This is a genomic window from Melioribacter sulfuriphilus (genome assembly GCF_052656625.1).
This window is the reverse complement of record NZ_JBQXXK010000010.1, coordinates 585-15,254: the sequence shown is the minus strand read 5'-3', so window position 1 is coordinate 15,254 and position 14,670 is coordinate 585. Positions and strand designations below refer to the sequence as shown.

Below are 14,670 nucleotides of genomic sequence, written 5' to 3'. Positions count from 1 at the left end.
GTATAAAATGATTGAAAGAGACGCGCACAAACGAAACTGGTTTGCGCTCTATACAAAACCGAGGCACGAATTTAAAGCCCAGCAACAACTTCATGAACTCTTTATCGAGCATTACCTTCCCGTAATTGAAGTTGTTCGTAAATGGAGTGACCGTAAAAAGGTTATTAAAGAACCACTCTTCCGTAGTTATATTTTTATTAAAGCCGATGAAAAAGAACGACTTATTGCGCTGCATCAACCTTCTATCGTCAGAACAATTTGCAGCGAAGGTAAGCCGTCGATTATTCCTGAATGGCAAATCGATAACATCAAAATTTTACTGCAGGAAAAACCACAAGTCTTTGTGTCCAACAAAATTGAGATCGGCACAAAAGTTAAAATAATCGAAGGACCTTTTACAGGAATTATTGGGCAGGTAACTCAATACAACAACGAAAAGTGGCTTTCTGTTAGTGTCGATCTTCTCAAACGCTCAATACTCTTAAAGCTTCCTGCAAACTGCGTGGTTAAACAGGTGTAACAGTTATGGAAATTAAAAGGATAAACGAAGTAAGTCCCAATGAAGAATTTATTGCTTTTTTGTTGATTTCGAAGGTCGAACTTAAAACCAAGAAAAATGGTCAACCGTATTTATCGCTGGAACTCAAAGATAAAACGATGACTTTTCCAGCGGTGATGTGGGAAAATTTCGACGAAATCAAAAATGAACTTGAGCCGGGGAGAATTATTAAAATTCAGGGTACAATTTCAGAATACAACGGCGAACAACAAATAAAAATTACGAGATTGAGGGTTGCAAATGAAACCGACGAAGTTCAGCTCGAAGATTTTTTGCCCGCATCTAAGAGGCCGCTCGATGAAATGCTCGACGAATTTAACCGCGTGACAGACTCAATTCAAAATGAATTTTTGAAGAAATTAATTGATTCGATTTTCGACGGCCAGCTCAAAGAACGATTTTTAATGACACCGGCAGGTAAATCGTGGCATCATGCATATCTACATGGTCTGCTTGAACATACACTTGAAATAGTAAAAATTTGTGATCTGATGGCAACTTTTCATCCCGAAATAAATCGCGACCTTTTGATTACGGGTGCTTTGTTGCATGATATTGGCAAGACAGAAGAGCTGGATTATCGAAAAGCTTTCGGATATACGGATAAAGGTAGTCTGCTTGGGCATATAACAATTGCAGCAATCGAGGTGGAAAAAGCAATCGATAAAATTGAAGGTTTCCCTGAAGAATTGAAGAATCAAATACTCCATTTGATTTTGAGTCATCAGGGCAAACTCGAATTTGCATCGCCTGTTGTTCCCAAAACACTCGAAGCTATTGTTCTCTACCAGTCTGACGAACTGAGTGCAAAAGCTAATGCATACAAGCATGCAATTCTTGCCGAAAGCGAGAGCGATAAAAAATGGACTAAATATATTTACCTGGCAGAAACTAATCTCTATATTCCCGATGGTCTCCAAAAAAACGAAACAGACGAGGGCAAAATTAACGAGGAAGGTAACCATCCATAAAAAGGCGGGGTTGTTATGAAAAAGCTAAATGTCGTTTTACTTCTATTATTATTACCTCTCTATGCCCAGATGGCTCAAACTGTCGATGAACTGATTTCGAAAGGCGATTCTTATTACAAATCGTTTGACAATCAAAAAGCACTTGAGCTCTACAATAGAGCCGAGAAGCTGGAGCCAGGTAATTATGAAATACTCTGGCGCATCAGTCGTGCTTATGTGGACATCGGGGAACACATGCCATCGAGTACAGATGAACAAAAGGACGAACAACTTAAAATGTTTCAGAAAGCTCTCGAATATGCCGAGAAAGCTGTTAAAGCTGCTCCTAATAAATCAGTTAATTACTTGAGAAGAGCTATTGCCAATGGTAGAATTGCCCTTTATAAAGGAGTATTTTCGGTAGCCTCAGTAGTAAATTCCGTCAAAGCTGACCTCGAAAAAGCAATTCAATTGGGCAACGGCGGCAACGACATTCAAGCAATTGCCCATTATGTACTGGCTCGTACGCATGCCAAAACCAGTGAAAAATGGAAACCCGCCCGATCAGTTCTCGGACTCGGCTGGGCAGATAATGAAATTGCCATTAAAGAATATAAAAAGGCGATCGAACTTAAACCGAATTTCGTAATGTTTTATGTCGATTATGCGCACTCATTAATTCGTGAAGATGACTATGAAACTGCTCGGAAAGTGTTAAATAAAGCTCTCGAAAGTCCAATTGAAGACGAAGACGATGCTATCAGAAAGCAGGAAGCCAGAGAATTGTTAAACAAAATCAAAAACAAATGATATGAAACGCGAGGAATTGAAAGAAGAATTTATTGAGAAACTAAGGAGTGCCGAAAAGTTAGTTTTTTTTACAGGTGCTGGAATTTCTGCCGAAAGCGGCATCGCTACTTTTCGCGGACAGGACGGTATCTGGAATAAGATGAAACCCGAAGAACTGGCAAACTTCGACGCTTTTCTGAGAAATCCAAAATTAGTTTGGGATTGGTACAAACACCGTCAAGAAATTATATCCAGCACAAAGCCGAATCCGGCTCATCTGGCTATTGCTCAGCTGGAAAAATACTACGACGTAACTGTAGTTACTCAAAATATCGATAATCTTCACAGAAGAGCAGGTTCATCGAAGATATTCGAACTACATGGAAATATCGAACGTAATTACTGTATCGAATGCAGGACTTTTTACAATTCGCCTGAATTAGAATTTCGGGGTGGTATTCCGAAGTGCGAAAAATGCGGTGGGTTAATTCGTCCAGATGTTGTCTGGTTCGGCGAAATGCTACCTCAGGATCAATTTAAAGGCGGCGAAGAGGCGGCAGCTTTGAGCGATATCTGTTTTGTTGTGGGTACCTCCGCAGTCGTCTATCCTGCAGCTTATATACCATTTACCGCCAGAGAATCGGGTTCATATCTTGTTGAGATTAATATTGAACCCACAGAAATCAGTAGCGTGGTGAACTATTCGATTTTCGAAAAAGCAGGCACTGTTTTGCCGCTGATTGTCGAAGCAGTTAGCGAAATTAAATCACCTCAAACTTAATTCTTCTTCAGCATAACTGTTTTCGGTTTCAAGCACACGGACTTTCACTTTATTAATATTCTCTGGAAGTCCGGCTTTTTTTATTCTGTCTAATAAATAAATACAAATATTTTCGGCAGTCGAATCAAAATCGACAATCACGGTTTTGCTATCGAGAGACCTTAAAAGATTCATTAATTCAGTGTCTTTTGAACAGACCATAAAAGAATGATCCATTTCTTCAATTATCGGGTCGATTATTCTTTTTAATTCATAGTAGTCGAGTACCATGCCGTTTTGATCCGTTGTGCCGTCAATTTCAACCATGCAGCGATATGTGTGACCGTGTAGATTTCTGCATTTCCCTTTATGAAAAGGAAGACGATGACCCATTTCCCATTTGAATTCTTTTGCTATTTTCATTATACACCTTTAGTTTCTGGTTTCCAGATATATTTATGCATTTGAAGCTGAAAACGGACATTAAGCTTGTCCTCCAGAATCCAGTTTACCAGCGTGACCGGCTCCAGTTTTCCAAATACGACCGAAAAGAGAATGCCGCATTTCTGGTCGAGTTCAAATTCTTTAATTTTTTTCAGACTCCATTCATAATCTTCTCGATCGCCGATGACAAATTTAACTTCGTCGCCAGGTTTGAGGTATTTGATATTTTCATAACGGTTTTTCTTTTCCATTTTACTCGAAGGGCATTTTAAATCCATGATAATCATAACACGTCTGTCTACTTTGTCGATGGGTAAGCTGCCACTGGTTTCGAGCATTACTTCGTAACCTTTATCGCATAATATTTTCATTAGATCGAGTGATTCTTTCTGAACGAGGGGTTCCCCGCCTGTGATTTCCACTAATTTGCAGCTGTACTGACTCACTTTTTCGATAATTTCTTCGATACTCATTTCAACGCCTTCATAAAAAGCATACTCGGTATCGCAGTATGTACATCTTAAATTACAATAAGTAAGACGCACAAAAACGCAGGGAATTCCAGCCCGCGAGCTTTCGCCCTGTATCGAAAAATATATTTCGTTTACCTTCAGCATAATCTTTTTTTTTTAACTGCTCAAAATAATAATATCCCGTGTCAGATTAAAGCTGGACTCTGGAGTTGATTTAGAATGAAAAAGAAAATATATTTACGAACGTTTTTTTTAATAAAATCAGGAAATCAGATTAATGGCTCATCATAAGTCGGCAATTAAGAGAATACGTCAGACAGAAAAAAGAACAAAAAGGAATAAAGCCGCGCTTTCTAAAGTAAAAACGTTGATTAAGAAAGTCTATTCTTCCGAGAATGTAGAAGTAGCTGAAAAGAATTTGAAAGAAGCTGTTTCGACTCTCGACAAAGAATCTGCCAGAGGAAGAATTCATAAAAACAATGCTGCGCGTAAAAAGGCCGCTTTGACAAAATTTGTTAACAAATTGACTGCCAAAGCCGAATAAAATCTTATTTAATTTGAATTTTCAGATTAAAGCCCTCCACTACAGGTGGGCTTTTTTATCTTCAATCGCATTAACCCCCTCCGCCTCTGGAATATAAAATCGCACTTTAAAGAGCGAGCCATCGGTATTGGGATTCTTTACAGTTTTGTTTATTAAGACGGAATGTTCTATCAGTAAATTCTCCCCGATTTCAGTGCCAAAAATATAAGTAGTTCCTTTTATCGTAACATCGTTCCCGATAACGACAGGAGAATCGTCGCTGCCTGTAATTCGAACGCCAGATTCGATTGCACAATTGTTCCCGATTTTAACCCGACCTTTTATAACGTCGTTCCAGAATATTTGTGTGTTGTCCCCGATTGTTATCTTTTGATTTTCAAAACAGGATAAATGCGCTCCATCGTGAATAATAATATTCCTACCGAGTTCAATCGAGCCGAGCAAAAAACAATTTTTGTTGAACTTAACATTGTAATTCGGTTTTACACCTTTACCAATATATGCACCTTTTCCTATTTCAATATCGAGAGGTTCTCCTTGCCTGTCCATTTCGAGTATATAATCGATAACCGCATCGTCGATAAAAAAGTCTTCAGGGTCGTGAATCATTACGATGTCTTTCAGTTTATTGTAAGCCAGCTCTCTTGCAATATTGTCCATCTCACGTAAAACAGATTTATTGTTGAAGCCCATAAGAACATACTGAGATTCTGGAGTTACGGCAGAAACTCTGTATCCATTCCGGTTAAATAATGATATCAGGTCTGTCAGGTAGATCTCTTTCTGGGCGTTGTCGCTCGATATTTTATTTATTAATTCCGAGAGCGGTTTGAATCGAAAAGCGAACACACCACTATTGAATTCCCTTATTTCGAGGAGCTCTTGTTTTGTAAATGAATATTTTTTCCCTTTGTAATAAGTGAAATAAGGTTCCGTGTCGCTTAAGTTCAGAATATCTTTATATTCGATTATTTCAATAACATTGCCTCTATCGTTAACAGAAGAATTGCCGTCGGCATCTTTATCTTTAACGCGCACAATTCTGCCGTAATAATTTTTCTCAATGTCTCCTTCGTAGATTCCAGTTAATACCATCATATCCGATGAGGATTCGAGGAATTTATTCCTGAAAAATTCAACAGTCTCAGCGTCGATTAATCCCATGTCGCCGGGAAAGATAAAAACATTTCCATTGTATTGAGTGGCATCGATTTTTTCAAGCGCAATTTGGACAGCGTGGCCTGTGCCCAGCTGCTGTTCCTGATATGCATAAATTAAAGATTCTTTTTTCCCTATTGTTTTAATTACGTCGTCAGCTTTTATGCCGACTACAAGAATTGTGTTAGCATTTTGAAGTCCGCGCTGACAGGCATTGTAAACCCGCTCTACTGTAGGAACTTCCCATATTTTATGTAACATTTTGGAGACTTTCGATTTGATTCTTTTTCCATGCCCTGCAGCAAGTATAATTGCTGTTTCTTTTTTTGTATTGTCAAATGAATCCGAATATTCATCTGTTAATTCCTTGAAATTATTATTGACGGACATCTAAAACCTCTGACTGGTTAATTTTGTAATTTTCGATTAATGAAAATAGTAAAAACTATCGAAGGAATTAATTTCTTTTACTATTTTTGTATTAAATTTTGCAAATCATCAGTGGGGTTTATATGAAAAAATTACTGGCAATTCTGCTTCTCTGTTTCATGATATCTAATTCTCATGCACAGAAAGAGGGATTTGGAATTGGAATTATGATTGGGGAACCGACAGGGATAAATGGAAAATACTGGCTTACCCAGTCGACTGCAGTTGACGGAGGAATTGCTTATTCATTCGCCAGAGAAAAAACAGCCGTTTCGCTCCATGCAGATTATTTGTATCATATTAACGACGTTTTCGAGTCGAGATACTCAATTCCTTTCTATTACGGTTTTGGATTGAGAATGAGATTTGTCGATGGGGCTGATAATTCATTCGGCGCAAGAGGAGTGGCAGGATTGGTATTCCAGAGCGATAAAATTCCAATCGATCTTTTCTTCGAATTTGTACCCGTATTTAATCTTTTCCCATCTACGAGTTTGGGACTCGATCTGGCTATCGGCGGACGTTACTATCTGAATTGATATGCCGTATAAATTTATTGAACATACGGCTGATATAGCTGCGGAAGTTTCGGGAAATTCTATTACAGAAATTTTCCTGACAGCTTACGAAGTATGGAAAGAAACTGTAGTTGAATCGTATGGAGTATCGACCGATCAGGAAAAAGAAATTCGACTTTCTGCACAATCCAATGAAGTTTTACTCGTCGAATTCTTAAGTGAACTGAATTATTTTCTCTTTACAAAAAAATGGTTTTGTCGGGATATTCCGTTTCTGGATATAATCGAAGAAGATAGTGGAATTAAACTGATAGCTTCTCTGAAAGGTGGACCGATTGAACCTGAACGGATTAAAATTGAAATTAAAGCCGTAACTTTTCATAATCTTAAAATCGAAAAAGCGGGAGACATTTTTAGAACGATTATAGTTTTCGACATCTAAAAATTTGTTTACACGGATAAATGATAGGCTTTCACCAAAAGATATCGATCGAAAAATTTGAAAAGAAAATTCAGAATTAAAAGAAGAAATTAAGGAGGGGGGGGTAATTATCCCCACCTCTTTGGCGATTCAGCTTCAGGAAGTTTTGAAACGTATTCGCGCACTTCGTTCATATCGGCAGTAGCAAGGGCAATTGAAGTGTCTGCAGCGCCGTAATAGATATAGAGAGTCTTTCCATCGGAATACCATCCGCAGGGAAACACAACATTGTCCACATCTCCTTTAGTTTCGTATGGTTCAAGCGGACCAAAAATCCATTCGTCGCTTCGTTTAAGAACTTTTGTGGGATTATCTTTATCGAGTAATAAAAGGCCTAATCTATAAAGTGACCCGCTGGCATTTTTCTTTACGCCGTGATACATAACCAGCCATCCTTCGGGGATCAAAAGTGGCGGGGGCGAAAGTCCAATTTTATTTGCATCCCACCAGGCGCCTTCACGGGCTTTGATTAATATTCGATGCTCGCCCCAGTGAATTAAATCGGGAGAATACGATATCCACATATGCGCAGCCGACTGAGGTGTTGAAATTATGGGGCGATGAATCATAATCCATCTGTTGTTGAATTTTATGGGAAATAAAGCGGCGTCTTTATCTTCGGGCGGAAGAATTGCACCGTATTTTTCAAAGGTTTTGAAATCTTCCGTCATTGCCAGCGAAACTAACGGTCCCCCATTTGAATATGCTGTGTATGTAATGGCGTATTTTTTCAATTCGTCGATGTATGTTATTCGTGGGTCTTCGATGCCCCATATTTCTTCTGGAAATTTTTCGGGTTCAGGTGCAATTGACGGTTTATCATCAATTTTCCAGTTCGATATCCCATCTTTACTGCGGGCTACAGTCAAATGCGAAATTCCCCTTCTGTCTTCAACTCGCATTAAAAGAATAATTTCGTCGCCTGCTTTTGTAACACCACAATTAAAAACTGAATTTGCTTCATACGGCAAATCATTAACTGTAATAATTGGGTTATCGGGAAAACGTTTAAATAATTCTTTTCTGGACTTTCTCATAACGAGCTCCCTTTTTTATTTATGAAAAGAATTAATGCTTTCAAATGTTTTTATCATGTTTTCAATTCTGTAAATTTCCGTAAGAGATAAAAGAAACGACAATGTAGATTCAGCACCTTGATTAAGATTAATACGATCTACATGAAGGGCGTCGTAGCATCCGCCGGAATTTGGGTCATATAGTGGCAAACCCAGGTCATTCCTTCCGAGAAACCATTCAAAACTTGTTTTTGCCATATTGTACCAGTATTCATCACCGGTTATACGATACGCATCGGCACAAGCCGAAACTGCATCGTAAGCTGAAACAGGCTGCTGATCAAAATTGGCTTTCTTGCCATTCTTTGTGTACCAGCCTTCTGAGCCAATCGGTCTTAAATATCCTTTCTCCCTGGTTTGAATTTCCATCAGCCACCTTAGAGATTCAAGACCGATATTTTTCGTCTCGGAATTGTTCATTGCATGTCCACTCAATATTAAAGCTTGTGATAGTCGTGCATTGTCATAAGCGAGTATATTTTCAAACCATTTCCAGTTTTCGTCGGCGCAGTTTTTATAGAGAGTGACGAGTTTATCTACCAGTATTTCACGAATATTTAAAACCAGTCTATCGCCGCTCATTTTATTCAAATAATCGTTGATTCCAAGTAGAGCAAAAGCCCATGCTCGCGGCGAAGTAAGCTCTGTAATTGAATTGATCGATTCGTTAAATAATTGGTGCGCCCAAACCTTGAAATAATTTTTAGTGGATCTACCAACACTTGCGCCCAAAGCCCAGATGGTTCTTCCCTGTGCGTCGTCAGAACCTATTTCTTCAAGCCATTTGCGACTGAAGTCCATAAAATTTCGAAAGCGTTTTTTATCCGGGTTGTAAGCGAAATTGATGAAAGAAGCATAACTTGAAGCAAGTCTATAAATCTGTTCGTCAGCTATGCCGAGTTCATCGAGTAGAACTGTCAATAAATATGCGCGCGAATTGTCATCGAGGCAATATCCATCTTCAAAGCGCGGGAACGTATAATAAGCATGCTGAAAAATTCCTGTACTGTCAGATAGATTTATTAGATGATTAAAATTAAATGAGGGCAATTCCATTCGTTTTTCACTCAAGGTTTTTACGGGGAAATATCCGTTCGATTTTATTGCCCTTTGTCTTCTTGCTTTCTGGAAAGAATTCAAATAATAATGTGCGATATTGCTCCATACCATTTCGCGACCCAGCATATAAGCCCTTTTGCGAATCGAATGCCGAAGTGGTTCGTCCTCGAGTAATTTAATTATTTCACTGGCAATTGCTTCGTCATCAGCAAAAGGTACAAGTATACCGCGATTGTCTGCCAGCAATTCCTCCGCATGCCAGTATGGAGTTGAGATTACAGCTTTGCCGCAGCCAAAAGAATAGGATAAAGTACCGGAAGTAATCTGATTTTTATTTAAGTAAGGTGTAATATAAATGTCGGCGGCACCAATAAATTCTTTAAGTTCTTCGGCGTCGACAAAACGATTATAGAAAATAACATGATTTTTTATACCCAGGTCGTAAGCCAATCTTTCAAGACTCATTCTATACGATTCACCCTGTTCTTTTATAATGTTTGGATGAGTTGCACCGAGAATAATATAAACGAGATTGGGAAATTTCGAAATTACTTTAGGCAATGCTTTCAGGACGTATTCGATACCTTTGCCAGGCGAAAGAAGTCCAAATGTCAGAAGTACGTATTTACCTTCAACTCCAAAACGATCTTTATAGAAATTCGGGTCTACAAATGGCATGTCGGGTATACCGTGTGGAATCAAATCAATTTTATCTACAGGCACATTATAAATTTCTTCTAAAAACTTTTTACCCTTTTCTGTCATAGTAACGAGACGAGAGGAATAAGCAATCAACTCTTCCATTACACGCCGCTGTTCGACACTTGGTTCTGAAAGTATTGTATGAAGAGTGGTTACAACCGGCATCTTAAGATCGCGAATCAATGCAAGAACATGACTGCCGGCGTTGCCTCCAAAAATACCAAATTCATGCTGGACAGAAACGACATCAACATTGTTGTAATTTAAAAAGTCTGCTGCCTTCCTGTAGGTATCGATGTCCTGTTTAATTATTTCAAAGCGAACTTCAGGTGGATAATCAAATTTCTTATCTCGATCACTAATAGCTACCACAAATCTACCAGCATAAAGGTGTTGTTCAGAAATAGAATTGTACAGGTCATAAGTAAAAGTGGCAATGCCGCATTGTCGGGGGAGATAATTACCGACAAATGCAATTTTGTTGATATTATGCTGTCCTAACATAGAGTACCCCTTCGTTTGTGAAATAATTCCTGTCGGTAAATAAAAATGAAATGTCGGTTTTTTTTAAAATTGAGTATAATTTTAGGTTCCTGAAAAATCTCTGATAAAATTTAAATGACTGCTGAGATCAATCGATTAAAAAAAATTGCCAGCCATCCGATAATAAAAGCAGATTGAATTAGTTATAAGAGTTAAATGCGGAAAATTCTCAATTTAGGGTAGTCTATGGATAAAAATATCAGAATCCTCCTTGTCGAAGATGCCGGCGTTATGCGGCAAATGGAAATCAAAACATTAAATTCACTCGGATATGTAAATATTGTAGAAGCAGAAAACGGTGTCCATGCCGTTGAGTATCTCAAGGATAATCCGGAAGTCGACTTGATTATAAGCGACTGGAATATGCCACAGATGGATGGTTTTGAATTGCTGAAGTGGGTTAGAGAAAACCAATCTACTTCAAAAATCCCATTTTTGATGGCTACAGGAAGAGGCGAAAAAAAAGAGGTCGAAAAAGCCAACGAAGCTGGAGTTAGCAGTTTTATCTCTAAACCTTTTAATAAGGATGAACTTCAGGAAAAGATAAACGAAGCCTTCGGAATAAAAACCGAAGATAAAAATAAAAAGAAAGAGTCCCGCCTGACAAGCAATGGAAAGGTGAGAATTAAAGCAATCCATATTCAGATTACAGACCATCTCACACTCGGGGTAATGAAGCATTTAATTAAGAAGGGGGAATTAAATCCAAAGCATTTTGAGCTGGAAACAGAATGTATGCCCTCGTGGAATGCAGTTGCAAAAGCGCTCGAAGAAGGTTCTGCTGATGTTGCCTTCATACTGGCGCCGCTTGCAATGGATCTATATAATTACGGTGTGCCATTAAAATTAGTATTATTCGCACATAAAAACGGAAGTTGCTGTGTAAGGAATAAGACGGGAGAAGAGGAAAGTCACGGTGCGGATTTCTTTCGTGGAAAGTCTTTCTATATTCCTCATACTATGTCGATTCATAATATGCTGGGGCATATTTTCTTCAAGAATATTGGACTGAATCCGGGCGTGACGGGACAAAAAGGTGTTGATGTGGAATTCGAAGTAGTGGCACCCATTAAGATGCCCGAATTTCTGGCAGGCAATCCCGATGCAAGTGGTTATTTAGTTGCCGAGCCGCTCGGTACAAAAGCCATTGCTTCTGGAATTGCCGAACTTCAATTTCTATCGAGCGAACTGTGGGAAAATCACCCCTGCTGCGTGGTTACATTTCAGGAAGAATTGATCAATAATTATCCGGAAGCTGTGAAAGAGTTTACTGAAATGCTCGTCTACAGCGGCAAGTTTATCGAACAAAAACCTTCGACGGCAGCAGAAATTGCGGTTGAATTCCTGGATCCGAAAAAAGAACTCGGCTTGAAAGTGCCCATTCTCAAAAATGTACTGACCGAGCCGAAAGGGATCAAAACAAATAATTTATATCCGGTTGTTCAGGACCTCGATTTTATTCAACATTACATGCACGATAAAATGGGAATCGGGTCGATTATCGACTTGAATAAATTTGTCGATAAACGGTTTGCCGATCAAGTATGCAACGGTAGCGACAAGGCAGCGGCAAGAAGTTATGTAAGCGAAATCGACCTGGCATCGAAAGCAAAAGCCCTCCTCGTTAAGGGCAATTCAGGCCAAAGAGATAGTAAAACCAAAGCGGTACTTAATATGGAAGGTAAATATCTCCGTTTCACACTTGGAAATGAACATTACGGTATTGAGATTCTGAAAATTATCGAAATAATTCGCCTTTTCCCGATTACTCCTGTCCCAAATACATCGTCTTATGTAAAAGGCGTAATTAATTTAAGAGGAAATATAGTTCCTGTAATCGATTTGAGATTAAAACTTAACATGCCTGAAAAAGAATACGACGATAAAACACGAATTATAATTGTCGAAGATGAAGTCGATGGCTTATTGATAAGAGTCGGTTTGATAGTCGACGAAGTAGAGGCGGTCTACGATGTAAAAGCTTCAGAAATCGAAAATGCTCCCGACTTTGGCAATGGCAACAGCGACGAGTATATAATGGCGCTGGCTAAAACTGAGTCAGCAATCTTTATACTTCTCAACATGGGAATAATCCTAAAGCCAGAGAAATATCAGAAGGCAGGATGAAGAAGTTCACACGCTTTATTTTTTATTGACTATTGATCGGTTAAAATTTATCTTTGCAGTCAAATGAAACTAAATTTAAATATCGCTTTTGTTAATTTGTTCTGGTGGTGGTGGAGATATTCTTCTCTGCCGTCCTAGGACTTTAAATATTTTTATGTCATTAAAGCCGTGGATGGTAGAACCGTTCACGGCTTTTTTGTTATATGGATTTTTATTCTACACTAAATTAAACGGAGGTTAAAAAATGTCGGACAACAAAATTGTTTTTCTCGAGCAATCGAAAATGCCCACCCATTATTACAATATTCTTGCAGATTTACCAGTGCCAATGGATCCACCTTTAAATCCTGTTACAAAACAACCTGCCGGACCGGAGGATTTATCGGCTATTTTCCCAATGGACTTAATTATGCAGGAAGTATCTACCGAAAGGTATATCGAAATTCCCGATGAAGTGAGAGATTTATATCGAATTAGTAGACCTACGCCTTTAATTCGTGCGGCAAATCTCGAAAAAGTACTTGACACGCCTGCAAAGATTTACTTTAAGTATGAAGGTGCAAATCCGACTGGCAGTCATAAAACAAATACTTCTTATGCGCAGGCTTATTACAATAAGAAAGCAGGTATTAAAAAGCTGGTAACTGAAACTGGTGCTGGACAATGGGGCAGCGCTCTTTCGATGGCTTGTAAACACTTTGGACTGGAATGTGAGGTCTTTATGGTGAAAGTTAGTTATAACCAAAAGCCGTATCGAAGAACATTCATGAAATTGTTCGGTGCTACTGTTCATGCAAGTCCGACAAATTTAACAAACGCCGGTAGAAAAGTGCTCGAAGCCGACCCTGATTCACCAGGATCGCTTGGTATTGCAATAAGCGAAGCAATTGAAGTTGCAGTGCAGCGTGACGATACTAATTACAGTCTGGGCAGCGTATTGAATCATGTTTTGTTGCATCAAACCATTATCGGTGAAGAAGCCAAATTACAAATGGAAATGGTTGACGACTATCCCGATATCGTTATTGGATGTGCCGGTGGTGGTAGTAACTTTGCCGGTATAGCATTCCCGTTTGTTAAGGATAAACTCAGTGGTGCTAAAAAGAATCTCGAAGTTATTGCAGTTGAACCTGCATCGTGCCCATCTTTAACGAAAGGCAAGTACGAGTACGACTTCGGTGACGAAGCGGGAATGACACCTTTGTTGAAAATGTATACTCTGGGTCATGATTTTATACCACCTAAAATTCATGCAGGCGGACTTAGATATCACGGCATGGCACCTTCGATTTCCCTACTTTATAATCAAGGAATTATTTCAGCTTCTGCTTACGAACAGCTCGAAGTGTTCAAAGCTGCACAAATCTTTGCACAAACAGAAGGAATTGTACCGGCTCCCGAAAGTTCTCATGCCGTCAAAGAAGTTGTTGAACAGGCGTTAAGATGTAAAGAAACAGGCGAGGCTAAAACAATATTGTTCAATTTATCTGGTCATGGATTTCTTGATCTCGGCGCATACGAGCTGTATCTGGAAAATAAATTGAACGGTGCCTGAGGAATTAATTTCGTTTATGAACGCAAAACGAATTAGTTGAATTGTTAATTTGCAAAGACGAGGGATTTAAATAGTTTACATCATTGTCTCACAAAGACAATTCAGTAAATGTCATTACGAGGAGTCCCCCCGCCATAGGCGGGGGGATGACAAAGTAATCTAAAGAAGCATTTGTTTGAGTTTGCTTCGCTCACTCCGTTCGCTCGCAAAGACTGGATGACTCATTCTGTCATTGCGAATCCCGCTGAAGGCGGACGAAGCAATCTCATGTAGTTTTAATAAAGTGCAATTTGACTCACGCAGCGGTTGCTGAGCTTGTCGAAGCAACCGCTACGAACTCGTTACGATATGCACTTCGTGTTACTCGACGAGCAGCTGCATCCTGCGGTCGTTGAGTGTTCTTCAATAGAAGAACATATCGAAACGACCGCCTGAGCTCGTTTCGATACGAACTTCGTTCTACTCAACGAGTTTAGAAATCTGCGGTTGCTGAGCCTGTCGAA

14 protein-coding genes are annotated in these 14,670 nt (G+C 39.1%); 9 read left to right on the top strand and 5 right to left on the bottom strand.

What is annotated here, in order from left to right:
- The first annotated feature begins 7 nt into the window (after nucleotides 1–7).
- Genes ACUN8G_RS12935 through ACUN8G_RS12920 form a run of 4 tightly spaced genes read left to right on the top strand, consistent with a single transcriptional unit; the run spans nucleotide 8 to nucleotide 3,079 of the window.
- Nucleotides 8–520, top strand: a complete 513-nt coding sequence (locus ACUN8G_RS12935) for a UpxY family transcription antiterminator (RefSeq protein WP_437345358.1) — start codon at nucleotides 8–10, stop codon at nucleotides 518–520.
- 5 nt (nucleotides 521–525) lie between these two features.
- A complete protein-coding gene (locus tag ACUN8G_RS12930; RefSeq protein ID WP_437345357.1) occupies nucleotides 526–1,530 on the top strand; it encodes a 3'-5' exoribonuclease YhaM family protein in 1,005 nt (334 codons plus the stop codon).
- Nucleotides 1,531–1,545: 15 nt separating this feature from the next.
- A complete protein-coding gene (locus tag ACUN8G_RS12925; RefSeq protein WP_437345356.1) occupies nucleotides 1,546–2,319 on the top strand; it encodes a tetratricopeptide repeat protein in 774 nt (257 codons plus the stop codon).
- A gap of 16 nt (nucleotides 2,320–2,335) precedes the next feature.
- Nucleotides 2,336–3,079: an SIR2 family NAD-dependent protein deacylase gene (locus tag ACUN8G_RS12920; RefSeq protein ID WP_437345786.1), complete on the top strand. Its 744-nt coding sequence runs from the start codon at nucleotides 2,336–2,338 to the stop codon at nucleotides 3,077–3,079.
- Here ACUN8G_RS12920 and ACUN8G_RS12915 read toward each other — a convergent pair.
- Nucleotides 3,065–3,481: a 6-pyruvoyl trahydropterin synthase family protein gene (locus ACUN8G_RS12915; protein WP_437345355.1), complete on the bottom strand. Its 417-nt coding sequence runs from the start codon at nucleotides 3,479–3,481 to the stop codon at nucleotides 3,065–3,067. The genes ACUN8G_RS12920 and ACUN8G_RS12915 overlap by 15 nt on opposite strands.
- Nucleotides 3,481–4,119 carry a 7-carboxy-7-deazaguanine synthase QueE gene (gene queE / locus ACUN8G_RS12910; RefSeq protein ID WP_437345354.1) on the bottom strand — a complete coding sequence of 213 codons (639 nt, stop codon included), beginning with the start codon at nucleotides 4,117–4,119 and terminating at the stop codon, nucleotides 3,481–3,483. The genes ACUN8G_RS12915 and queE overlap by 1 nt, the downstream gene beginning before the upstream one ends.
- A 133-nt stretch (nucleotides 4,120–4,252) precedes the next feature.
- Between queE and rpsT the strand changes: the two genes are divergently transcribed.
- The gene (gene rpsT / locus ACUN8G_RS12905; protein WP_437345353.1) at nucleotides 4,253–4,519 is read left to right on the top strand and encodes a 30S ribosomal protein S20; all 267 of its coding nucleotides are present in this window, start codon (nucleotides 4,253–4,255) and stop codon (nucleotides 4,517–4,519) included.
- A 39-nt stretch (nucleotides 4,520–4,558) separates the two neighbouring features.
- Here rpsT and ACUN8G_RS12900 read toward each other — a convergent pair whose 3' ends face one another.
- Entirely contained in the window at nucleotides 4,559–6,067 is a 1,509-nt protein-coding gene (locus ACUN8G_RS12900) for an NTP transferase domain-containing protein (RefSeq protein WP_437345352.1), read from the bottom strand.
- Nucleotides 6,068–6,189: 122 nt separating this feature from the next.
- Between ACUN8G_RS12900 and ACUN8G_RS12895 the strand changes: the two genes are divergently transcribed.
- Nucleotides 6,190–6,645, top strand: coding sequence for a hypothetical protein (locus ACUN8G_RS12895; protein WP_437345351.1), 456 nt, complete (start codon nucleotides 6,190–6,192; stop codon nucleotides 6,643–6,645).
- 1 nt (nucleotide 6,646) lies between these two features.
- Nucleotides 6,647–7,066, top strand: coding sequence for an archease (locus ACUN8G_RS12890; RefSeq protein ID WP_437345350.1), 420 nt, complete (start codon nucleotides 6,647–6,649; stop codon nucleotides 7,064–7,066).
- A gap of 107 nt (nucleotides 7,067–7,173) precedes the next feature.
- Here the strand turns inward: ACUN8G_RS12890 and ACUN8G_RS12885 are convergent, their stop codons facing one another.
- Entirely contained in the window at nucleotides 7,174–8,142 is a 969-nt protein-coding gene (locus tag ACUN8G_RS12885) for a glycoside hydrolase family 130 protein (protein ID WP_437345349.1), read from the bottom strand.
- Nucleotides 8,143–8,157: 15 nt separating this feature from the next.
- Complete coding sequence (locus tag ACUN8G_RS12880; protein WP_437345348.1) at nucleotides 8,158–10,446, bottom strand: glycosyltransferase family 4 protein; 2,289 nt, start codon at nucleotides 10,444–10,446, stop codon at nucleotides 8,158–8,160.
- Nucleotides 10,447–10,671: 225 nt separating this feature from the next.
- On the opposite strand from ACUN8G_RS12880, the gene ACUN8G_RS12875 reads away from it, so the two are divergent.
- Both ACUN8G_RS12875 and ACUN8G_RS12870 read left to right on the top strand, forming a co-directional pair.
- Nucleotides 10,672–12,612: a chemotaxis protein CheW gene (locus ACUN8G_RS12875; protein WP_437345347.1), complete on the top strand. Its 1,941-nt coding sequence runs from the start codon at nucleotides 10,672–10,674 to the stop codon at nucleotides 12,610–12,612.
- A 244-nt stretch (nucleotides 12,613–12,856) separates the two neighbouring features.
- Nucleotides 12,857–14,167, top strand: coding sequence for a TrpB-like pyridoxal phosphate-dependent enzyme (locus ACUN8G_RS12870; RefSeq protein ID WP_437345346.1), 1,311 nt, complete (start codon nucleotides 12,857–12,859; stop codon nucleotides 14,165–14,167).
- The last annotated feature ends 503 nt before the right edge of the window (nucleotides 14,168–14,670 follow it).